16 protein-coding genes and 1 pseudogene are annotated in these 22625 nt (G+C 69.1%); 7 read left to right on the top strand and 10 right to left on the bottom strand.

What is annotated here, in order from left to right; all coding sequences use genetic code 11:
* Window positions 1-47: 47 nt before the first annotated feature.
* The gene (locus K0O62_RS07160; RefSeq protein ID WP_073856483.1) at window positions 48-914 is read right to left on the bottom strand and encodes a MaoC/PaaZ C-terminal domain-containing protein; all 867 of its coding nucleotides are present in this window, start codon (window positions 912-914) and stop codon (window positions 48-50) included.
* Between the two features lie 79 nt (window positions 915-993).
* On the opposite strand from K0O62_RS07160, the pseudogene K0O62_RS07155 reads away from it, so the two are divergent.
* Together K0O62_RS07155 and K0O62_RS07150 are read left to right on the top strand one after the other, a co-directional pair.
* Window positions 994-2994: pseudogene (locus K0O62_RS07155) on the top strand (SDR family oxidoreductase).
* Window positions 2995-3018: 24 nt separating this feature from the next.
* A complete protein-coding gene (locus tag K0O62_RS07150) occupies window positions 3019-4089 on the top strand; it encodes a nucleoside hydrolase (RefSeq protein WP_272939081.1) in 1071 nt (356 codons plus the stop codon).
* On the opposite strand, the gene K0O62_RS07145 is transcribed toward K0O62_RS07150, so the two are convergent.
* Together K0O62_RS07145 and imuA' are read right to left on the bottom strand one after the other, a co-directional pair.
* On the bottom strand, window positions 4080-5633 hold the full coding sequence (locus K0O62_RS07145; RefSeq protein ID WP_073856482.1) for a DNA polymerase Y family protein: 1554 nt from the start codon (window positions 5631-5633) through the stop codon (window positions 4080-4082). The two genes, K0O62_RS07150 and K0O62_RS07145, sit on opposite strands and share 10 nt — an antisense overlap.
* A 29-nt stretch (window positions 5634-5662) precedes the next feature.
* Window positions 5663-6397, bottom strand: a complete 735-nt coding sequence (gene imuA', locus K0O62_RS07140) for a DnaE2-dependent mutagenesis accessory factor ImuA' (RefSeq protein ID WP_073856481.1) — start codon at window positions 6395-6397, stop codon at window positions 5663-5665.
* 286 nt (window positions 6398-6683) lie between these two features.
* On the opposite strand from imuA', the gene K0O62_RS07135 reads away from it, so the two are divergent.
* From K0O62_RS07135 to K0O62_RS07125, 3 genes are all read left to right on the top strand, one after another.
* The gene (locus K0O62_RS07135; RefSeq protein WP_073856480.1) at window positions 6684-6926 is read left to right on the top strand and encodes a hypothetical protein; all 243 of its coding nucleotides are present in this window, start codon (window positions 6684-6686) and stop codon (window positions 6924-6926) included.
* 67 nt (window positions 6927-6993) lie between these two features.
* Window positions 6994-8598, top strand: a complete 1605-nt coding sequence (locus K0O62_RS07130; RefSeq protein ID WP_073856479.1) for a S53 family peptidase — start codon at window positions 6994-6996, stop codon at window positions 8596-8598.
* A gap of 31 nt (window positions 8599-8629) precedes the next feature.
* The gene (locus K0O62_RS07125) at window positions 8630-10549 is read left to right on the top strand and encodes a phosphatidylglycerol lysyltransferase domain-containing protein (protein WP_073856478.1); all 1920 of its coding nucleotides are present in this window, start codon (window positions 8630-8632) and stop codon (window positions 10547-10549) included.
* An 8-nt stretch (window positions 10550-10557) separates the two neighbouring features.
* Here K0O62_RS07125 and K0O62_RS07120 read toward each other — a convergent pair whose 3' ends face one another.
* Genes K0O62_RS07120 through K0O62_RS07100 form a run of 5 tightly spaced genes read right to left on the bottom strand, consistent with a single transcriptional unit; the run spans window position 10558 to window position 16169 of the window.
* Window positions 10558-11361: a hypothetical protein gene (locus tag K0O62_RS07120; RefSeq protein ID WP_073856477.1), complete on the bottom strand. Its 804-nt coding sequence runs from the start codon at window positions 11359-11361 to the stop codon at window positions 10558-10560.
* Window positions 11362-11421: 60 nt separating this feature from the next.
* Window positions 11422-12990 carry a glutamine-hydrolyzing GMP synthase gene (gene guaA, locus K0O62_RS07115; protein WP_073856476.1) on the bottom strand — a complete coding sequence of 523 codons (1569 nt, stop codon included), beginning with the start codon at window positions 12988-12990 and terminating at the stop codon, window positions 11422-11424.
* 56 nt (window positions 12991-13046) lie between these two features.
* On the bottom strand, window positions 13047-13688 hold the full coding sequence (gene upp, locus K0O62_RS07110) for a uracil phosphoribosyltransferase (RefSeq protein ID WP_073856475.1): 642 nt from the start codon (window positions 13686-13688) through the stop codon (window positions 13047-13049).
* Window positions 13689-13704: 16 nt separating this feature from the next.
* Window positions 13705-14904 carry a URC4/urg3 family protein gene (locus K0O62_RS07105; RefSeq protein WP_073856474.1) on the bottom strand — a complete coding sequence of 400 codons (1200 nt, stop codon included), beginning with the start codon at window positions 14902-14904 and terminating at the stop codon, window positions 13705-13707.
* Window positions 14901-16169, bottom strand: coding sequence for a GTP cyclohydrolase II (locus tag K0O62_RS07100; RefSeq protein WP_073856473.1), 1269 nt, complete (start codon window positions 16167-16169; stop codon window positions 14901-14903). The genes K0O62_RS07105 and K0O62_RS07100 overlap by 4 nt, the downstream gene beginning before the upstream one ends.
* Window positions 16170-16507: 338 nt before the next feature.
* On the opposite strand from K0O62_RS07100, the gene K0O62_RS07095 reads away from it, so the two are divergent.
* A complete protein-coding gene (locus tag K0O62_RS07095) occupies window positions 16508-17242 on the top strand; it encodes a beta-phosphoglucomutase family hydrolase (RefSeq protein ID WP_073856472.1) in 735 nt (244 codons plus the stop codon).
* 8 nt (window positions 17243-17250) lie between these two features.
* Window positions 17251-19632: a glycoside hydrolase family 65 protein gene (locus K0O62_RS07090; protein ID WP_073856471.1), complete on the top strand. Its 2382-nt coding sequence runs from the start codon at window positions 17251-17253 to the stop codon at window positions 19630-19632.
* Here K0O62_RS07090 and K0O62_RS07085 read toward each other — a convergent pair.
* Both K0O62_RS07085 and K0O62_RS07080 read right to left on the bottom strand, forming a co-directional pair.
* Window positions 19616-21367 carry a GMC oxidoreductase gene (locus tag K0O62_RS07085; protein WP_073856470.1) on the bottom strand — a complete coding sequence of 584 codons (1752 nt, stop codon included), beginning with the start codon at window positions 21365-21367 and terminating at the stop codon, window positions 19616-19618. The genes K0O62_RS07090 and K0O62_RS07085 overlap by 17 nt on opposite strands.
* Window positions 21368-21438: 71 nt before the next feature.
* A complete protein-coding gene (locus K0O62_RS07080) occupies window positions 21439-22575 on the bottom strand; it encodes a GuaB3 family IMP dehydrogenase-related protein (RefSeq protein ID WP_073856469.1) in 1137 nt (378 codons plus the stop codon).
* Window positions 22576-22625: the final 50 nt, after the last annotated feature.

The raw sequence follows: 22625 nt of genomic DNA, 5'->3' as shown, positions 1-22625 counted from the left end.
ATCCTGTCAACGCGCGGCGGTGCGCACCGGCGTTTGGACCAACGAAATCAGTTGTATTCGGCCGTCCCGTCGTCGAGCACCCAGCGGGCTTGCGAGCCGTCGGGCTGGGCGGCCTCGGTGCGGAACACCGCACAGCCGGCCTCGGTGCGCCAGATCGACGTGGTCAGGGTTTCGCCGGGGAACACCGGCGAACTGAACCGTGCCGACACCGCGCGGATCCTGGTCGCGTCACCGTCGGCGAGTTCGGCGACCAATGCGCGTCCGGCCACCCCGTAGGTACACAGGCCGTGCAGGATCGGTGTGGGGAAGCCCGCCAGGGTCTGCGCGAACCACGGATCGCTGTGCAGTGGGTTGCGATCGCCGGAAAGCCGGTACAGCAGCGCCTGGTCGGTGCGGGTGGGCAGAGCCAACCGCGCATCCGGAGCCCGGTCGGGGAAGTCCGGGGCGGGTGGACGTTGTCCGGGCTGACCACCGAACCCGCCCTCACCCCGGATCACCATGGTGCTCACGGTTTCCACCACCACTGCACCGGATTCCGGTTCGACACCAACGCCTTTGAAGACAACGACGGCGTTCTTGCCCTCCCCCTTGTCCTGGATGTCGACCACCTCGGCGTGCACCCGCAGCGCCCCCGCCGGAGGCAGCGGTTTGTACAACCGGATCCCCTGGGAGCCGTGCAACAACTGGCCGAAGTTGAACGAACCGATGAGCGCCGCGGCCGGGAACGCCGAGCAGGCGATGACCGCGAAGGTCGGCAGCACCTGCTGCTCGATGCCGTGACTGTTCTCGGTGGTGAAGGCGAGGTCCTCGGTGCCCGCCCCGACACCGAGCGCGTAGAGCAGCGTCTCGCGGTCGGTCCAGGTGAAGATCTGCGGCTCGGTCGTGGCGCCGACACTGCCGGGATCGATCGGCATGGGGTCCCCTTCGCGATGAGTTTCAGGTGTGACCGGGACCATAGTTGACCTTTGCCCACCCGGGGAGCACCATCACCACATGCGCTATGTCGTTACCGGCGGTACCGGGTTTATTGGCAGTCGTGTGGTGACCCGGCTGCTGGCCGAGAAACCGGAGGCGCAGGTGTCCGTGCTGGTCCGGCGCGGATCCCTGGAACGCTTCGAACGCCTCGCCCGCGACTGAGGTCCGCGGGTGAAACCGCTGGTCGGTGACCTGACCGCGGAGGATCTCGGGCTGAGCGCCGAGGCCATCGCCGAGCTCGGCACCGTCGAACACGTCGTGCACAGCGCCGCGATCTACGACATGACCGCCACCGAACAGGCACAGCACGCCGCCAACGTCGAGGGCGCCCGGGCCGTGATCGGGCTGACCAGGCGCCTCGGCGCCACCCTGCACCATCTGTCGTCGATCGCGGTCGCCGGCGACTTCCACGGGCAGTACACCGAGGACGATTTCGACGTCGCCCAGAACCTGCCGAGTCCGTATCACCGGACCAAGTTCGAGGCCGAGCAGCTGGTGCGCTCGAGTGCCGGGCTGCGCTACCGCATCTACCGACCCGCCGTCGTGGTCGGAGATTCGCGCACCGGCGAGATGGACAAGGTGGACGGGCCCTATTACTTCTTCGGAGTGCTGGCCAAGCTCGCCGTGCTGCCGCGGGTGACCCCGATGGCGGTGCCCGACGCCGGGCGCACCAATATCGTGCCGGTGGACTTCGTGGCCGACGCGCTGGTGCACCTGATGCATGTGGACGGCGCCGACGGGCGGACGTTCCACCTCATCGCACCGAAAGCCATTGGACTGCAGGGAATCTACCGCGGCATCGCCAAGGAGGCCGGACTGCCCCCGCTGCGCGTCCCGATACCGGGCAACGTCGTCGCGCCGGTGTTGAAGGCCACCGGCCGGGCCAGAGTGCTGCGCAACATGGCGACCACCCAACTGGGCATGCCCGCCGAGATCCTCGACGTCGTCGACCTGGCACCGACGTTCACCGCGGACCGGACGGCAGCGGCGCTGGCCGGGACCGGGATCGAGGTGCCCGAGTTCGGTTCCTACGCAGGCAAACTGTGGCGGTACTGGGCCGAGCACCTGGACCCCGACCGGGCGCGGCGCGACGACCCGGCCGGCCCGCTGACCGGCAAGCACGTGATCATCACCGGCGCGTCCAGCGGTATCGGGCGGGCCTCGGCGATCGCCATCGCGCAGCGCGGCGCCACGGTGTTCGCGCTGGCCCGCAATGGCGAGGCGCTCGATGAGCTGATCGCCGAGATCCGCGCCGTCGGCGGCGAGGCGCACGCATTCACCTGCGACGTCACCGATTCCGGCTCGGAGGACCACACGGTGAAGGACATCCTGAGCCGGTTCGGCCATGTCGACTATCTGGTCAACAACGCCGGCCGGTCCATCCGCCGCTCGGTTGCGGCGTCCACCGACCGGTTGCATGACTACGAACGGGTGATGGCCGTCAACTACTTCGGCGCGGTCCGGATGGTGCTCGCGCTGCTGCCGCACTGGACCGAACGCAGATTCGGCCACGTGGTCAACGTGTCCAGTGCCGGTGTGCAGGCCAACAGCCCCAAGTACAGCGCGTATCTGCCGACCAAGGCGGCGTTGGACGCGTTCTCCGAGGTGGTCGGGACGGAGACGTTGTCGGATCACATCACCTTCACCAACATCCACATGCCCCTGGTGAGCACCCCGATGATCGCGCCGTCGCGCCGGCTGAACCCTGTGCCGCCGATCACAGCCGAGCATGCCGCGGCGATGGTGGTGCGTGGGTTGGTCGACAAGCCGGCCCGCATCGACACTCCGCTGGGCACGCTGGCGGATCTGGGCACCTACTTCACACCGAGATTGTCCCGGCGGGTGCTGCATCGGCTGTATCTGGGCTACCCGGATTCGGCGGCGGCGCGCGGGGAAATGGTCCCCGATGCCGGGGCGCCGCAGCGCCGGCCGCGGCGTCCGGCCCGCGCGACACGGCCGGTGCGGGTCCCCCGGCCGGTCAAGCGTGCCGTGCGGGTGATTCCGGGTGTGCATTGGTGATCGCCCCGCCCTATCGTGGGCGGCGTGACAGGGAGTAATACCGCACCACTGCCGGTGTTCGCCGATGTGGACACCGGAGTGGACGATGCGATGGCGCTGGCCTATCTGTTCGCCAGCCCGGACGCGAACGTGGTGGGCATCGCGTCGACCGCGGGCAACGTGCCCGCCGAGCAGGTGGCGATCAACAATCTGAGGCTGCTCGAGCTGTTCGGTGTCGGCGATGTTCCGGTGTCCCTGGGCGCGGCGGCGCCGTTGAGCATTCCGCTGCGCACCGCCGAGGACACCCACGGACCCGAGGGACTGGGCTACGCCCACCTGCCGCAGACCGATCGGTCGCTCACCCCGTATGACGCCGCCCAGGCCTGGGTCACCGCTGCCCGCGAGCATCCGGGTGAGCTGATCGGGTTGGCCACCGGCCCGCTGACCAACCTGGCGTTGGCGCTGCGCCTGGAGCCCGCCCTGCCCCGGCTGCTGCGCCGGTTGGTGATCATGGGCGGGGCGTTCGACTACCGCGGCAACACGACCGCGGTCGCGGAATGGAACACCCACGTGGACCCGGAGGCCGCCGCCGAGGTGTTCGCAGTGTGGGGTGCGGCCTGGGGGCTGCACGCCCCCACGCATCTACCGATCGTGTTGGGGCTCAACCTCACCGAGAACGTGGCGATGACGCCGTCGATCCTGAGTCGACTCGCCGCGGCGGCGGGTTCGGACTCCTCGCAGCTGAGTGTGCTCGACGATCGGGGCACCCGTTCGACGGCGACCAACCCGCTGATCCAGGTGTTCGAGGATGCGCTGCGCTTCTACTTCGAGTTCCACTTCGACCAGGGCGAGGGCTATCTGGCCCACCTGCACGACCCGCTGGCCGCCGCCGTCGCGCTGGACCCCGACCTCGTGCTGTATCAGCAGGCGACCGTCGACGTCGAGCTGACCGGAACCCTGACCCGCGGGATGACGGTCGCCGACTGGCGCGGCCATTGGGGCCGGGATCACAACGCGCGCATCGGCATCGGGGTGGACCCGGCGGCGTTCTTCGACCGCTTCATCGAACGGGTCGGCCCGTTCGCCCGCCGGTTGACCGACCCGGACTACTCGTAGATGCCCTCCACATACCACCGGCTCTGCCGGTAGCACAGCAGCATGGCCCGGCCCACCTCGTCCTCACCCGCCCGGTCGGCCGCGACGAGCACCTGAGCCCGCGCGGTCCGGCCCACCGGTTTGCGTTCCGGATCCCACCACCGTTCGTCGACCGGCCAGGGCCCGGTCCACCAGCTCAGATCTCCGCCGTGCCCCGGGGATTCCAACCGCACCGGGTCCGAGGAGAACAATCCCCGGTGCGTCACCCGCACCGGTTTTCCTTCGGCATCAAGCACTTCCACCGGATCATCGAGCAGCACGACCGGTGACGGTTCGGGCAGCTGTCCGGGCCAGGGCTGGGTCGGGTCGGACTGCGGGACCGGCTCGTCGCCCAGCGCGGTGAAGGTGATCCGTTCCGCCGGTCCCCGCCCGCCGCTGAGCACCGGCACCTGAACCGCTTCGGGCCCGAGCAGACCCTGCACCCGCACCAGGGCCCGGCGGGCCCGCAGCCGATCCTCATCGCCGGAGGACCCCCACAGCGGAAGCTGCAGCGCCCCGGCCGAGACCACCTCCACCGGATGCAATCGCAGGGTGACGATCGGGGCGGTAGGCCGGTCATCACGACGACGGGTCAGCCAGCCGTCCAGTTGCCACCGCACCCGGTCGGCGGTGGCATCCTCGGTCAACGGTTCCGCGCACCGCCAAACCCGGTCCATTTCTTCACCATTGGCGGTGACCGCCGAGATGGCCAGCCGGGTGCAGCCCACTCCGGCGCCCTCCAGCCGGCGGTGCAGTTCACCGGCCAGGGACCGGCCGGCGAAGGCCGCCGCATCCACCCGGTCGATCGGCGGGTCACAGTCCAGCACGGCATCCAGCTCGGCAGGCAGCTCCCGCCCGGACGGTCCGCGGTCGGGTTCGCCGCACGCGAACCGGTGGGCATTGATCGCGTCCGCACCGAACCGGGAGGCCACATCGGTTCGCGACAACTCGGCGAACTGCCCGATGGTGCGGATCCCCATCCGCCACAACAGATCTGCCAGATCCCCCCGGCCCGCCCCGGCAAGACTGGGTTCGGCGGCCAGCTGCCGGATGGACAACCCGGACAAGAAGGACGCATCCCGGCCCGGCTCGACGATGCGCCCGGCCCTGGCCGCGAAGACCGCGGTGGGCAACTGATCGGCGACACCGGTCTGGCATTCGGCCCCCGCCGCCGCCACCGCATCCACCAGTCGTTCGGCGGCCGCCTGTTCGGACCCGAAGTAGCGCGCCGCCCCACGGACCGCGACCACGAGCAGTCCTGGCCGTAGCACCTCCACCCGGGGCACCACCTCATCCACCGCCGCCGTCACCACCTCGAAGTGACGGGCATCGCGCGCCGGATCGGCAGTGACGACATGCAGTTGCGGACACCGGGCCTGCGCCTCGCGGCGGCGCAGCCCACGCCGGACGCCGGCCGCCCTGGCCGCCGCCGAACAGGCGATGACCCGGTTGGCCAGGGTGACCGCCACCGGGTCGGTGGCGGGTAACCCCACGGCGGCGGCCGCGGCGACCGCGGGCCAGTCCATGCACCAGAGTGCGAGAACCCGGGACACCGTCAACCTCCGACTGCGATGCGCGGCCGTCCGGGAATCCGGCTCCGGGTCCGGGTGTCCACCCGCACCCGGCCGATCCGGCCCCGACCGGGGACGGCTGCGCCACCGGCACCGGCCATCTCATACCCGCAGACCCGGGCATCCAGCCGCGCCGAGGCCCCGTACCAATCCCCGCCGGTGACCAGCAGAGTGCACCCCTTCTGCCGTGCGCGCGCGGTCACCGCCCGCGCCCTGCTCATCGGCACCGAGCGGCCACCCAGCCCCAGCACCACCAGATCCAGGCCGTCCAGCAGAACCGCGGCCACCTCGACCGGGTCCGAACCCGGGTACGGAATCACCGCGACCCGACTCAGATCTGCACCCATCTCGACGGCCGCCATCAGCCCGATATCGGGCTGCCCGACGATCGCCACGTGTCCGCCGTCCGCGGTGGCGGCGGCCACCATTCGCAGGACCGGTGACCGGGCCCCGGACAACACCGCCACCGTCCCCCGGGGTAACAGCCGCGAGAGCGGGCCGGGGTCCTCGGGCTCCGGCAACGCCTCGACGGCGGCGTTGATCGGCCGATCCGGGGTTTCCAGCAAACTCTCTGGAGCCGATTGCAGGCCATCCCCGGACACCCTGCGCGCACCCGGGGTCGCCATCCTCCCAGAAACTTCGGCTATCCTTTGCCGTAGCTGTTCTACCTGTTCAGCGCGCTCTTTCCGATGCTTCTCCAGGTCCATCGCCGCCACCACAGCAGCACCTCCAGCATCATCGGAAACAGTCCATATTCGAACACCTGTTCGATGCCTCGAGTAAACACCGCAGCCGCCCCGGCAGTCAAGCGGTGGACAGACCACCAGATAGCCGCCCCAAATCCCCTCCGATCCGGCACCAGATAAGGGAATGCACTGATACAGGCGCTGCGTTACAGTTTCTGACACCAGATCCCGCTCTCCGAATGGGACTGCTGCACACGGTTTTCGCGGACCAACGCGCAGACCGACGATTCACCACGTAGACACGAGTAAAGGACTGAATATGGCAACCACTCTGAGTCGTCGCATCTCCGCAGCGGTCGGCGGTGCCGCCATCCTCGCGATGATCGGCTTCACCGCAGCGTGCAGCAGCGACAGTGACAAGCCCGAAGAGTCGCCCACCACGACCACCACCACGGAGCCCTCGCTGACCCCGACCGAGAAGTCGATCAACCCCGGCGGCGGCGTGTTCACCCCGCCGGTGACCGCACCTCAGCAGACCTTCGACCCGCAGCAGAACGACTGAGCGAAACCATCATGAACGGGGCGGGTCCGGATACTTCTCGGACCCGCCCTTCGTTCGCGGCACAACCATGAGAACGGTGCTCGCACGCTCCCTGACCGCCCTACTCCTCATCGGAGCAGGGGTGCTCGCCGTCGACCTTTCCCTCGGTGACCACCACCCCGACGCCTTGCTCATCGAGGGCCCCTTCGCATCGCTGCTGGACGCGTCCACCGACCTCGGACCCGCCCGTGAGCAGAGCATCGAACTCACCGCCACCCTCGCCGATGAATCACGCCCCACCGCACTGATGGATTGGGCCCGTGACCAATCGCTGTCGGTCCAGTGGCGCCCCGGCGACGACTGGGTCATCGTCGAGGGCTCACCCGATGCCGTCGAGCGGGCGTTCGATGTCTCCGTGCGCGACTACCAAGGCCGCCGGGGCCAGTTCTTCTACGCCTCACCGCATCAGCCGGCGGTGCCCGAGCATCTGCGCGCGGAGGTGTCCGAGATCGGCCGGATCCTCAGTTACACACCCCATCACATGTCCCGACCCGACCACATCCCCCTCGATGTCCCTGACCAGGGCCTGTCCCCCAGCGCGTTGCTGAACACCTACAACGCCGACGAGCTGGCCCGGGGCGGATTCACCGGTAAGGGAATCACCATCGTGGTCTTCGCCTTCGACGGTTTCCGCCAGTCCGACCTGGACAAGTTCAGCTCCACCTTCGGGCTTCCCCCGTTCACCCCGGAGGTCGTCGGCGGATCACCCGGCGAGCCGCGCGGTGAGCTGTCGATGGATCTTCAAGTGGCACACGCCATTGCGCCCGATGCGCGCAAGGTCGTGGTGAATGCCCGCCCCACCGTCGAGGGCGGCGGCGGTTACCGCAAGATCGGCGAGATGCTCGAGGACACCGACCGTCGGTTCCCCGGTGCGGTGTGGAGTTTCTCCATCGGCTGGGGCTGCGACAAACTCATCACCGCGGCCGATCTGGCCCCGGTCCGGTCCGCGCTGCGCACCGCCCAGTCGCACGGCACCACCGCCTACAACGCCAGCGGCGATCTGGCCGGTATGGAATGCCGTGGCGGACAAGACTGGTCGTCACCACCGAGTGAGCAGGACATCGGACTGGACTCGATCGCCTCACTGCCCGAGATGACCAGCGTCGGCGGCACCACCTTGTCCACCGACGCCGACGGCAGATGGGTGTCCGAGCAGACCTGGTTCGATGTCCCGCTGTCCCAGGGCACCGGCGGCGGTGTCTCGGCGCTCTTCGATCTGCCACCCTGGCAGCGCCTCGCGGCGGCCGCGGTCCCACCGCAGCGCAATATCGGCAAGCGCATGACACCGGATATCGCGGCGGTGGCCGACCCGTTCACCGGGGTGAAGATCATCCTCAACGATCAGATGGTCGTCGGCGGCGGCACCTCGCAGTCGGCGCCCATCTGGGCCGGCCTGACCGCCGTGATGAACCAGTACCTGCTGGAGAACAACGGCAGCCTGATCGGCGACATCAACCCCTTGCTGTACCGCATCGCCCAGGGCGCGCCGCGGCCCGCCTTCCGCGACGTCACGTTGGGCGGCAACGCGGTCGACAACGCCGGTCCGGGTTATGACCTGGTCACCGGGCTGGGCACCCCGGACGTCGACAATCTGGTGCTCAATCTCCAGATCGCCCAGAAGGTGCAGGCCTGATGAGCGCTCGCGCGAAGAAGCGAGAACACCGATGAGCGCTCCGGGCATGGTCGAATGCCAGGTCTGCAAGGTCGATGTTCCCGCTGGCGTTTACTGCGGGCTCTGCGGCGTTCCCCTGGCCGAACACAAGAGTGGCGACGGTCCGCACTGGCTGCGGGCCCGCGCGTTCAGCGCCGCACCCGGCCAGCGTCTGCTCTCCCCGGCGCTGACCAGCTCGCTGTTCCCGCATCTGCCGCCGCGGTCCCGCCAGGTGTTCCTGATGGGCCTGGGGCTACTGGGGGCCGCCCTGACGGTGGCCACGGTGCTGCGGATGCCCGCGGCGCTCATCGCGATCGCCTCCCTCGGCCTGCCGCTGCTGTTCGCCCTGTATCTGCGCGAATCCGGTGTGTCCCGCGACATTCCGCGCAGCACGCTGGCGCTGACGGTGACGCTCGGGATCGCCCTCGGCGTCGGGTGGGTACTCCTCACCGGCGCGGCGCTGGCCCGCGCCTACGGTGTCCCGCTGGGTGCCGGTATCGCCGGCGACAGGATCCTCCGCGACGGGATCGGGGTGCCGGTGGGCAGCATGCTGCTCATGCTGGTACCCGCGCTGGTGGCCCGGTTCGCGTGGCGGGGAAATCGAGAATCCTTGGACGGCTACGCGATCGGCGCGCTGGGCGCCCTGACCTTCACCGCGGCGGCCACCCTGACCCGGCTGGCGCCGCAGTTCACCACCGGGATGATCAACCGGGTGCGCCCGTTGGACGGCCTGCTCGTCGAGGCGGGAATCCGCGGAATCGCCATGCCGCTCACCGCCGCTGCCGTCGGTGGCCTGATCGGCACCGCGCTGTGGTTCACCCGGCCGCCGTCGAAGGTCCTCAAGAACCGTGGGTTCGTCCGCGGGGTCCTCGTTCTGATCGCGCTCGCGGTGATCGCGGTGTACGCCTCGCTGGGTGTGGTCGACGTCGCCCGAATCCCCCAGCTGCTCCAGCTGGCCCTGCACCTGACGCTGACCGGGATGGCCTTGTTCGCGCTGCGGATCGGCCTGCACCTGGCCTTGCTGCACGAGGCGCAGGACGAGATCCGCGCCGACGAACCGATCCTGTGCCTGGAGTGCGACCACGTGGTGCCCGATGCACCGTTCTGCGCGAATTGCGGTGCGGCCATGCACGCATCGTCGCGCCGGTCCCGGCGGGCCCGGCGCGACGACCGCCCGATCCGGCTCGCCGAGGAGCCTGCGGCCGAGGAGATCGTCGTCGGGTTGGCGCCCGGTTATTCCCTGCACTCCGGCACATTCGAGACGTTCCAGCAGCCCAAGACCTCGTTCCGCCACGTGGCGCTGGTGCTGGGTATCGCGATCGTGGTGCTGGCCGGGGGCCTGGTCGGGCTGTCCGGGGTGATCTCCAAGCCCGCACCCAAATACATCTGCCCGCCGGATTGCGGCAGTCCGCCGATGAACCGCGCCGTGGAGATCAATCCGCGCTTCACCTCCTCCGACGGCGCATTCTCGGTGTCCTATCCGGTGGAGAACGCCGCCTACGAGGTCGCCAAACACGACAACGGCGTCACCGCAGTGCTGCAGGCCGGCGACGGCGGCACCATGCAGTTGTTCAGCCGTCCGGCCGAGGGCCGCAGCCCGCGGGAGATCGCCGTCGATCTGGTGAACAAGACCTTCCCGGACACCAAGACCGCCTATGAGATCCCGAACACGATGGTCGGTTACCAACCCGGCTACGGGCTGGTGGCCGACCTCTGGCCGCAGGGCGCGATGAGCAGTTCGACCCGGATGCGCGTCATCGTGATGGTCGCCGTCAAGAACGATCTGGCCCTCATCGCCGGGGCCGTCGGCCCGTACCGCGCGTTCGGCCCGGACTTCGGTTCCGGCAAGCCGTCGGCGGCCAATCTGCAGTTGGCGCTGGACATGGGTAAGTACGTCAACAGCTTCAGCTGGCGCGGCGACCCACCCCGGTAGGCCCGGCCTCAGCGCGGATCGGTGACGAGCAGTTCGTGGTCACCGGTGCTCCAGGCTTGCTCGAAGACGTCCATGCTGACCTGCTCGCCGCGGGTGTCCTCGCCGCCGCTGTCGCCGAGATAGACGATGTCGTTGGGCACGTCGACCGCCGCGACCGTGATCAGGTGACCGCAGTTGGTCCGGTCCCCGTCGGTGTCCCAGATGACGCGCGAGTTGACGCACACGATGGCCTGTCGGCCGTCGTTCAGGTACCCCAGCAGCGCGTCCATACCGGTGTCGGGTCCGCCATCGGCCGCCACATCGTCGTTGGTGTAGTCCGCGTCGATGCCGAACTGGTCGAGCAGCAGGAGCAGGTCGGTGGTACAGGTGCCGTGGCCCACGCCGCCGTCGGCCGGGTCGATGCTCTCGTCGTAGACCGGCTCGCCGGGACTGCACTCGCTCGGGGTGTCGGCGGCCAGATCGATGATCTCCCGCTCGGTGGGCGCGCTGCCGGTGAGTTCGCCGATCACCATCCGGGTGGCCATCAGACCGCAGTCACCCTCGGACTGTTCGGCCCAGTACCGGGTCGCGGCCTCCGGGTCACCGTAGACACCGTCATCGGGCTCGGGGTTGACCGCCGGTTCCGGCTCGGGCGCCGGGCCGATTTCCTTGACCTTGGACGGCCGGGCGATGCGCCCGCTGCAACCCCAATTGGATTCCGCAACAGTCGAACTGGATGTTTCCGGCTCCGGCGCGGCGGTACTGCAGCCGGTTGAAAGCAGCGCCAGAGCGGCCAGCCAGGCCAACCCGTTTCGCACGGCAATATTGACCATGGCGGCAAATTAGCAGATCCGGCGTGCACCGGTCCGCCGATTTCACCGGTTACCGGCGGATCACTCCCACTCGATGGTGCCCGGCGGCTTGCTCGTGACGTCCAGCACGACCCGGTTGACCTCGGACACCTCATTGGTGATCCGGGTCGAGATCCGTTCCAGGACCTCGTAGGGCACCCGGGTCCAGTCCGCGGTCATGGCGTCCTCGCTGGACACCGGGCGCAGCACGATCGGGTGCCCGTAGGTCCGGCCGTCGCCCTGCACGCCGACCGAGCGGACGTCGGCCAGCAGCACCACCGGGCACTGCCAGATCTGCTGATCCAGTCCGGCGGAGGTGAGTTCCTCACGGGCGATCGCATCGGCGCGACGCAGCGTGTCCAGTCGGGATGCGGTCACCTCGCCGACGATGCGGATACCCAACCCGGGGCCCGGGAAGGGTTGGCGCCCAACAATTTCCTCCGGCAAGCCCAGCTCGCGGCCGACCGCACGCACCTCGTCCTTGAAGAGCAGGCGCAGCGGTTCGACGAGTTTGAACTTCAGGTCGTCGGGCAGACCGCCGACATTGTGGTGGCTCTTGATGTTCGCGGTGCCGGCACCGCCACCGGACTCGACGACATCGGGATACAGGGTGCCCTGCACCAGGAATTCGACAGGCACGTCTTCGGCGCCGTCGGGGCGCTCCAGGGCGTCCCGCACCGCGCCCTCGAAGGCACGGATGAACTCGCGGCCGATGATCTTGCGCTTGCCCTCCGGGTTGGTCACCCCGGACAGCGCCTCCAGGAAGCGGTCGGCGACGTCGACGGTGACCAGGTTGGCGCCGGTGGCGGCGACGAAGTCGCGCTCCACCTGGCCGCGCTCGCCGGCACGCAGCAGACCGTGGTCGACGAACACACAGGTCAACCGGTCCCCGATGGCCCGCTGCACCAGGGCCGCCGCCACCGCGGAATCCACCCCGCCGGAGAGCCCGCAGATCGCCCGGCCGTCGCCGATCTGTTCGCGCACCTGGGTGATGAGCTGGTCGGCGATGTTGGCCGGCGTCCAGGCCGGGCCGATCCCGGCGAACTCGTGCAGGAATCGGCTCAGTACCTGTTGGCCATGCGGGGAGTGCAGCACCTCCGGGTGGTACTGCACGCCGGCCAGCCGGCGGGCCCGGTTCTCGAAGGCCGCCACCGGCGCACCGGCGCTGGCCGCGACCACCTCGAAGCCTTCGGGGGCCTCGGTGACCGCGTCGCCGTGGCTCATCCACACCGGCTGGATGTCCGGGAGGTCCGAATGCAGCTGCCCACCGGTGACGTTCAGTTCGGTGCGGCCGTACTCGCTGGTCCCGGTGTGCGCGACGGTCCCGCCGAGGGCCTGGGCCATCGCCTGAAAGCCGTAGCAGATGCCGAACACCGGCACGTCCAGGTCGAACAGCGCCGGGTCCAGCCGCGGCGCCCCCTCGGCGTACACGCTGGCCGGACCGCCGGACAGCACGATGGCCTGCGGGTCGCGCGCCTTGATCTCCTCCACCGTCGCGGTGTGCGGGAGGACCTCGGAGAACACCCGCGCCTCACGGACGCGTCGGGCGATCAGCTGGGCGTACTGGGCGCCGAAATCGATGACGAGAACGGGGCGGGTCTGCGATTCCACCCGGTCAGTCTAGTGCGACCCGATCAGCGGTGATCGGCGGCGATGCGAACCGGCGGTCAGGTCCCGAAGAGCCGGTCCCCGGCGTCACCGAGGCCGGGCACGATGTAGCCGTGTTCGTCGAGTTCCCGGTCGACGGCCGCGGTGTACACCGGGATGTCGGGGTGCGCGCCGTGCAGCACGGCCAGCCCTTCCGGGCAGGTCAGCAGGCAGACGAACTTGATGGAGCGCGGGTGGTGCTCCTTGAGCCGGTCGATCGCGGCGACCGCGGTATGCCCGGTGGCCAGCATCGGATCGACGACCACCACATCGCGCTCGCGCAGATCGTCGGGCACCTTGAAGTAGTACTCGACCGCGACATGGGTCAACGGGTCGCGGTAGAGCCCGATGTGGCCGACCCGGGCGCTGGGTACCAGGCTGAGCATGCCGTCCAGGATCCCGCCGCCGGCCCGCAGGATGGAGACGAACACCAGCTTCTTGCCGTCGAGCACCTTGGCGATCATGGTCTCCAGCGGGGTCTCGATCTCCTCTTCGTGCAGCGGGATGTCGCGCAGCACCTCATAGGCCATCAGCGCCGAGACCTCACTGACGAGGCGCCGGAAGCTGTTGGTGGACACGCTTTTCCGCCGCAACGTATTCAGCTTGTGGACGACCAGCGGGTGTTCGACCACGGTGACCGGGGGCTGCTGGGACGGTGTCATCTTCGGAAGCTCCTTTCTAGAAGACGGTGCCGTCGCTGTGGACGGTCAGCGGGGGCAGCCCGCCGCGGAGTCGTTGCGCCAAGGCCCGCCCGGCGGCCCAGCTGCCGCCTTCGAGCACACACGCCAGGGGCAGCCGTTCGGCGGTGACGCCGAGCCGTCGGCGCACCAGCACGGCGAGTTCGTCGAGCAGGGCGACCGTGCAGGCGCGCCACTCGATCACCAATTCATCGGCCGGGGTCCATCCATGCTCGGCCCAGCCCGGATCGCGCAGGGCCAGCACCCCGGTGTCCAGGAACAGTCCGCCGTTGCGGTACTCGGGCAGCCCGGTCAGCGCCTCGATGCCGCGGACCGGCGCACCGGCCCAGCCGAACGGTTCGAGCAGTGAGTACGTCAGCCACTGGGACAGTTTGTGGAACGGCATCCAGCCCTGTGTGCGCCCGGCACCGGGCACGGCGGGGTGCGGCCAGCAGTCGCCCAGCGACTCGCCGTCGATGGCGTTACCGGCGGGCCATATTCCCGACAGCGCCGACAGCAGGACGCCCAGCAGGTCGTCGGCGGTCGGCTCGGGGGCCAGCAGATCGAACAATCCCCCGGGCCGGCCCGGGACGCCGAATACCGCGGGCTGGGCGGCGAGCGCGGCGCCGAGCCGGCGGAGCAGGTCGGCGCGGCCGTCGAAACCGACCAGCGGGTTGTCCGGACCCAGCTGCAGGTGCCCGGCCAGCAGCCCGGTGTCCAGACCGATCAGGCCGGCGGCGTCGGCCTGCAGCGGACATGCCGGATCGGAGGAGAACACGCCCGCGGTGAACGCATGCCAGCTGGCCACCCCGAGCCCCTCGGACCGACTGAACTGCAGTCCGGTGTCGGCTTCGCGGTAGGTCCAGTCGGGTCCGGCGCCCGCGTCGAGCAGCACGCTGACCACGGTCAGATCGATCATCGCGCGGGCGCACCCGGCCGGATCCAGGCCGGCGAGCAGGCCGTCGAGTTCGCGTTTGCGGTCCACCCCACCGGCCTCGAAGTGTCGCCAGCGGCTGTGGAACGGGATGTCGAGGTCGGGGAACCGGGCGACGGTCAGATCGGCGACCGCGGCGGCGGCGCTGTCCATCGCGTCATCCTGCACGGTGAACCAGGCCGACGCGCCGTCCCGGGCGCGGGCCAGCAGATGATGCGAACGGGACCGGATCTCGGCTGGGCTGCGCAGTGTCGCCGCCGGTTTCACGCCAGTCCCCGGCCCACCGTGTTCTTCAGGTCCTCGACGTCGGGTACCGGGCCCGGGGTGAAGTAACCGGCCGCCATCTTGGCGTCGATCTCGACCCTGGCATCGGCGGGAATGAGGTCATCGGGGATGTTGACGCGTTCGCCGACGGTGATACCGGAGCCGGTGATGGCGTCGTACTTCATGTTGCTCATCGACACCAGCCGGTGGATACGGGTGATGCCCAGCCAGTGCAGCACGTCGGGCATCAACTCCTGGAAGCGCATATCCTGTACGCCCGCAACGCATTCGGTGCGGGCGAAGTACTGGTCGGCGGTGTCTCCCCCGGCCTGGCGCTTGCGCGCGTTGTAGACCAGGAACTTGGTGACCTCGCCCAGCGCCCGGCCCTCCTTGCGGGAGTACGCCACCAACCCGACACCGCCGCGCTGGGTGCCGGCGATGCATTCCTCGATCGCGTGGGTCAGGTACGGCCGGCAGGTGCAGATGTCGGAGCCGAAGACGTCCGAGCCGTTGCACTCGTCGTGCACCCGGGCCGTCAGTTCCACTCCTGCGTCGGCGAGATCCCGTGGGTTGCCGAAGATGTAGAGCGTCTGGCCACCGATCGGGGGCAGGAACACCTCGAGGTCGCCCCGGGTGACCAGTTCCGGGTACATCCCGCCGGTTTCCTCGAACAGCGCTCGACGCAGCGCGGCCTCGGTGCACCCGAATCGTGCCGCCACGCCGGGCAGATGCCAGACCGGTTCGACGGCCACCTTGGTCACCACCGCGGCCCCGTTCTCGAGCAACAGCTTGCCGTCGGGTCGCAGGCGGCCCTGCTGCAGCGCGGCGGCAACCTCGGGCAGCATCACATGGGCCTTGGTGACGGCGATGGTCGGGCGGATATCGCTTCCGGCGTCGAGTTGGGCGGCGAAGACATCGGCCACCGCGGCGCCCCACGGGTCGAGGCTGACGATGGCGGCCGGGTCCTGCCACTGCGGGTACGGCCCGATGACATCGGTCGGTGCGGTGTCGGTGAGGTCGGCGCGGTGCTGTGGTGACAGCGCTCCGGCGGCCACCGCCAGCGCCCGGTACACCCCGTAGGACCCACTGTGGGTGCCGATGACGTTGCGGTGTTCCCGACTACCGGTGGTGCCCACCACCGGGCCCCGCTCGGCCGCGGTCGCCGCGCCCCAACGGATCACCGGCGCGTGGGCGCCCGCACTGTGCGAGGTGAGCCGGATGTGGCGCGCTGCCGCGCGCTCCGCGCCCGCTGGGGTATCGAATGCCACGTCGGCACCTCCTCGGGGCGAGCGCCACCGGCGCCGTTGTCACCGCATCGTATCAGCGCGAAACGCACGGCGCCGGACATCGGAGAACGGCAACCGCTCCTACCAATCATGCTGATGGACAACATCTTCGACGGACCCAACCGCCGGCAGGGATCCCGCCGAAGTCGCCGGTGCCGGACAAGTGCGGCAGGCGCTGGGGGGACCGTCCCAGCGCGCCGCCGACGGGTGGATCCACCCTCGATCGGGAATCGATTGCCGAACTTGGTACCCGCACCGACGCCTGCATGGTGAAGTGGTAGCCGGCCCCGTAGTTTCCCGGAGGGGCCGCGGGAGGGATCATGCTGGGTTTGCCGGAGAAGACGAAGGCCGGACTGTTCGACCTCGACGGTGTGCTCACCGACACCGCCAGCGTGCACAAGAAGGCCTGGAAGGCCATGTTCGACGAGTACCTGCGCCGACGTGCCGAACACACCGGCACCCCGTTCGTGCCGTTCGACGTGGACTCGGACTACCTGCGCCACATCGACGGCAAGCTACGCGAGGACGGCGTCCGGTCCTTCCTGGCCAGTCGGGACATCACCCTGCCCGACGGCACCGCCGGAGACGTCCTCGATGCCGAGACGGTGTACGGACTCGGCAACGCCAAGAACGCGCAGTTCCTCACCACGCTGGAGACGGACGGGGTCGAGGTGTTCGACGGGTCTCGGCGGTACCTGGACGCCGCGGTCGCGGCCGGGTTGCGCTGTGCGGTGGTGTCCTCCAGCGCGAACACCAGGGAGGTGCTGCAGGTGACCGGTCTGGCCGGCTATTTCGAGCAGCGGGTGGACGGTGTCACCTTGCGTGAGGAGCACCTACCGGGTAAACCCTCTCCGGCCGGATTCCTGCGCGCCGCAGAGCTTCTCGAAGTCCCCCCGGCGCACGCCGCGGTGTTCGAGGATGCGCTGTCCGGGGTCGCGGCAGGCCGGGCCGGGCACTTCGGTTACGTCGTCGGCGTCGACCGGGTGGGCCAGGCCGATCAGTTGCGCCGCACAGGAGCCGACACCGTGGTGTCCGACCTGTCCGAACTGCTCTAGCCGCCGTGATGATCACCGACGACGCCTATCCGGTGGAGCCCTGGCAGATTCGCGAGACCCGGCTGGATCTGGAACTGCTGGCCCAGTCGGAGTCGTTGTTCGCGCTGGCGAACGGGCATATCGGACTGCGTGGCAATCTCGACGAGGGGGAACCCTACGGTTTACCCGGCACCTATCTCGCCGGCCTCTTCGAGGTCCGCTCGTTGCCCTATGCCGAAGCCGGTTTCGGTTATCCCGAGGCCGGCCAGACCGTCGTCAACGTCACCAACGGCAAGATCCTGCGTCTGCTCGTCGATGACGAGCCGTTCGACGTCCGGTACGGCGACCTGATCAGCCACGAGCGTGTCCTGGATCTTCGTGCCGGTACAGTGACCCGCCACGCGCACTGGCGCTCACCGGCAGGTAAGCAGGTCCGCATCACGTCCACCCGGCTGGTGTCATTGGCTCACCGCAGCGTGGCCGCCATCGAGTACGTCGTCGAGGCGCTGGACCAATTCGTCCGGGTGACAGTGCAATCGGAGCTCGTCACCAATGAGGATGTTCCGGAGACCGCCGAGGATCCCCGCGTCGCGGCCGCCCTGCGGGAACCCCTGGAGGCGATCCATCACGAGGGCGGCGATCATGGGGCACTGCTGGTTCACCGCACCCGCGGCAGCGAGCTCATGATGGCTGCCGCGATGGATCACGATGTGCACGTACCGGGTCGGGTCGAGGTCAGCACCGACGTTCGGGAGCACCTCGCCCGCACCACCGTCATCTGCGGGCTGCGGCCCGGACAGCGGCTGCGCGTGGTCAAGTATCTGGGTTACGGATGGTCGAGCCTGCGGTCCCGGCCGGCGCTGCGCGATCAGGCCGCCGCGGCCATCGCCGGAGCACGGTACAGCGGCTGGCAGGGACTGCTGGACGCCCAGCGCGCCTATCTCGACGAGTTCTGGGACTGCGCCGATGTGGAGGTCGAAGGGGATCCGGACTGTCAGCAGGCGGTGCGTTTCGGGTTGTTCCACGTGCTGCAGGCGAGCGCCCGCGCGGAGCGGCGCGCCATCGCGGGAAAGGGACTGACCGGCACCGGCTATGACGGTCACACCTTCTGGGACAGTGAAGGTTTCGTGCTGCCCGTGTTGACCTACACGGTGCCGCAAGCCGCCGCGGACGCGCTGCGCTGGCGGGCGTCCACACTGGATCTCGCGCGCGAGCGCGCCGCGCTGCTCGATCTGCAGGGCGCCAGCTTCCCGTGGCGCACCATCCGGGGCGAGGAGTGTTCGGCCTACTGGCCCGCCGGCACCGCCGCGTGGCATATCAATGCCGACATCGCGATGGCGTTCGAGCGCTATCGCACTGTCACCGGCGATGATTCACTGGAGATCGAATGCGGACTCGAGGTGTTGGTGGAGACTGCCCGGCTGTGGATGTCGCTGGGCCACCATGACCGGCACGGGGTATGGCATCTGGACGGAGTGACCGGTCCGGACGAGTACACCGCGGTGGTCCGGGACAACGTGTTCACCAATCTGATGGCCGCGCACAACCTGCGGGTGGCCGCGGATGCGTGTACCCGTCACCCCGACTCGTCGTACCTCCTCGGGGTGACGACCGAGGAGACCGCCGCCTGGCGCGACGCCGCCGACGCCACGCATATCCCCTATGACGAGGAGCTCGGCGTCCACCCGCAGTGTGAGGGATTCACCACGCTCGCCGAATGGGATTTCACCGCCAACACCGTCTATCCACTGCTGATGAACGAACCGTATGTGCGGCTCTATCCTGCCCAGGTCCTCAAACAAGCCGATCTGGTGTTGGCGATGCAGTGGCAGAGCCACGCCTTCAGCCCGGAACAGAAGGCGCGCAACGTCGACTACTACGAGCGGCGCACCACGCGCGACTCATCGCTGTCGGCCTGTACCCAGGCGGTGATGTGCGCCGATGTCGGCCACCTGGAACTGGCGCACGACTACACCTACGAGGCGGCCTTGATCGATCTGCGCGACCTGCACCACAACACCCGCGACGGTTTGCACATGGCTTCGCTGGCCGGCGCATGGACCGCGCTGATCGCCGGCTTCGGCGGGTTGCGCGACGACGAGGGCGTGCTGTCGCTGGACCCGCATCTACCCGATGGCATCTCGTGTCTACGGTTCCGGCTGCGCTGGCGGGACTTCCGGGTGACCGTCGAGGCCGGACACGACCAGGTGACCTACACCGTCCGGGACGGGCCGGAGCATTCGCTGACCATTCGACACGCCGGTGAGGAACTCGTCATCGGCACCAGCGCGCCGACCACGGTGCCGGTGCAACCCCGCCGTCCGCTGTTGCCGACGCCTCCACAGCCGCCCGGACGCGGGCCGATGCGCCGACGGCCGGCCCGGCCGGTAGGCCCTACCCCGCCGGGCTGACCGGTTCGATCGGCAGCCGGCGCAGCGCGCCGGGCGCTTCGGCGGGCACCACCGGTCGCACCGGTGCGACCGGCGACAACCGCCGATACGACTCCCCCTGCGCCGGACGGGTATCCGCCTCACCCTTGTTCGGCCACAGCGCGGCCGACCGCTCGGCCTGCGCGGCGATGGACAGCGACGGGTTGACGCCGAGGTTGGCCGAGATGGCCGCACCGTCGGTGACGTGCAGCGTCGGGTACCGGTACACCCGGTGGTAGGGGTCGATGACCCCGGTCTCCGGGCTGTCCCCGATGGCCGCACCGCCGAGGAAGTGGGCGGTCAGCGGAATGTTGAACAACTCTCCCCAGGTGCCGCCGGCGACCCCGTCGATCTTCTCGGCGATCCGCCGGGTGACCTCGTTGCCGGCCGGGATCCAGGTCGGGTTGGGTAGGCCGTGCCCCTGCTTGCTGTCCAGCATCCGGTAGCCGAACCAGGTCTTGCGGGTGAACGTGGTGATCGAATTGTCCAGGTGCTGCATGACCAGCGCGATCATGGTGCGCTCGCTCCACCGCCGTGGGTTGAGCAGCCGCAGGGTGCCGTGCGGGTCATTGCGGGCCGTCTCGATCAGCTGCCGCCAGCGCGGCACGTCGGTGCCCTCGGGTCCGGTGCCGTCGGTCATCAGGGTCTGCAGCAGGCCCATCGCGTTGGAGCCCTTGCCGTAGCGCACCGGTTCGACGTGGGTGTCCGGCGTGGGGTGGATCGACGAGGTGATCGCGACGCCCTGGGTGAGGTTCAGGTCCTCGCCGACGGTGAATCGTCCGGCGCCGACGATGGACTCGGAGTTGGTGCGGGTGAGCACGCCGAGCATTGGCGACAACTTGTCGAGCTTTCCGGAGTCCCGCATCCGGAACAGCAGCTTCTGGGTGCCGTAGGTGCCGGCGGCCAGGATCAGGTGGTCGGCGGTGAAGGTCTTCTTGGTGCGCCGCAGCTTGCCGCCGGTGCGCACCGTGCGGACCTCCCACACCCCGTCCGGGCGCTGTTCGAACTCGCGCACCGAGGTGAGCGGATGTACGTGTGCGCCGGCGGATTCGGCCAGCCCGAGGTAGTTCTTCAGCAGGGTGTTCTTGGCGTTGTAACGGCAACCGGTCATGCAGCCGCCGCATTCGATGCAACCGGTGCGGTCCGGGCCGACGCCGCCGAAGTAGGGATCGGGCACGGTCTTGCCCGGGGTCTTCTGGCCGTCTTCGCCGAAGAACACCCCGACCGGGGTGGGCACGAAGGTGTCCCCGACACCCATGTCGTCGGCGACTTCCTTCATGATCCGGTCGGCGTCGGTGAACGTCGGGTTGGTGACCACCCCGAGCATCCGCTTGGCCTGCTCGTAGTGCGGCAGCAGTTCTTCCTGCCAGTCGGTGATGTCCTTCCACTGCGGGTCGTTGAAGAACGGGGCGGGCGGCACGTAGAGGGTGTTGGCGTAGTTCAGCGATCCGCCGCCGACGCCGGCGCCGGCCAGGATCATCACATTGCGCAGCAGGTGGATGCGCTGGATGCCGTACATGCCGAACTGCGGGGCCCACAGGAACTTGCGCAGGTTCCACGAGGTCTTGGCGAACTCCTCGTCGGTGAACCGGCGGCCGGCCTCCAGCACGCCGACGCGGTAGCCCTTCTCGGTGAGCCGCAGGGCGCTGACGCTGCCCCCGAAACCCGAGCCGACGATGAGAACGTCGTAGTGCGTGGTCGAGCCGTCATTCCGCATGCTCCCAGTATGACGCTACCGACCGGTAACTTCTAGACAGGAGGCCCTAACGTGTAAAGAACGGCGGTCGGTCAGGAACCGACGGTCAGGCCGACCTTCTGGAATTCCTTCAGGTCGCTGTACCCGGCCTTGGCCATCGACCGGCGCAGCCCACCGACCAGATTCAGCGATCCGAACGGATCATCCGACGGGCCGTTGAGCACCTGCTCCAATGCCGGTCGTTCACCGAGCGCCACCTGCAGCAGTGCGCCACGCGGCAACGAGGGGTGCGCGGCCGCGGACGGCCAGAACCAGCCGTCGCCCTGCGCCTCGGCGGCCACCGACAGCGGCGGGCCGAGCAGCACCGCGTCGGCGCCGCAGGCGATCGCCTTGGCCAGGTCGCCGGAGGTCTGGATGTCGCCGTCGGCGAGCACGTGCACGTACCGGCCGCCGGTCTCGTCGAGGTATTCGCGCCGCGCCGCGGCCGCATCGGCGATGGCGGTGGCCATCGGCACGCTGATGCCGAGCACCTCGTCGCTGGTGGTGACCCCGGCGGTGGAGCCGTAGCCGACGATGACGCCGGCCGCACCGGTGCGCATCAGGTGCAGCGCGGTGCGGTGATCCAGCACGCCGCCGGCCACCACCGGCACGTCCAGTTCGGAGATGAAGGTCTTGAGGTTGAGCGGTTCACCGTCGTTGGCGACGCGCTCGGCGGAGATGATGGTGCCCTGGATGACCAGCAGGTCCAGGCCCGCGGCCACCAGTGCCGGGGTCAGTGCCGCGGCGTTCTGGGGGCTGACCCGCACCGCCGTGGTGACGCCGGCCTCCCGGATCCGCGCCACGGCCGACCCCAGCAGTTCGGGGTCCAGCGGGGCGGCATGCAGTTGCTGCAGCAGCCGGATCGGCGCGGACTCGTCCTCGGAGGTCTTCGCCACATCGATGACCTGGGCGATCTTCGCCTCGACATCGGCGTGCCGGCCGATCAGCCCTTCACCGTTGAGCACCCCGAGACCACCGAGCCGGCCCATCTCGATGGCGAACTCCACCGACACCAGCGCGTCGGTCGGATGGGCCAGCACCGGAATCTCGAACCGGTAGGCATCCATCTGCCAGGCCGTCGAGACGTCCTTGGAGGAACGGGTGCGGCGGGCCGGGACGATGTTGATGTCGCTGAGTTCATAGGTGCGGCGGGCGGTTCTGCCCATGCCGATCTCAACCATGTCGCGCATGTACGGGATGCCTTTCGGGCTGCTGAGTGTTCGGGTCCTCGCGCAAGCGC

It is taken from the genome of Mycolicibacterium diernhoferi (assembly GCF_019456655.1).
In the GTDB taxonomy this organism is placed as follows: Bacteria; Actinomycetota; Actinomycetes; order Mycobacteriales; family Mycobacteriaceae; genus Mycobacterium; species Mycobacterium diernhoferi.
The sequence above is the reverse complement of the archived record's forward strand: the minus strand, read 5'-3'. Positions and strand labels throughout refer to the sequence as shown.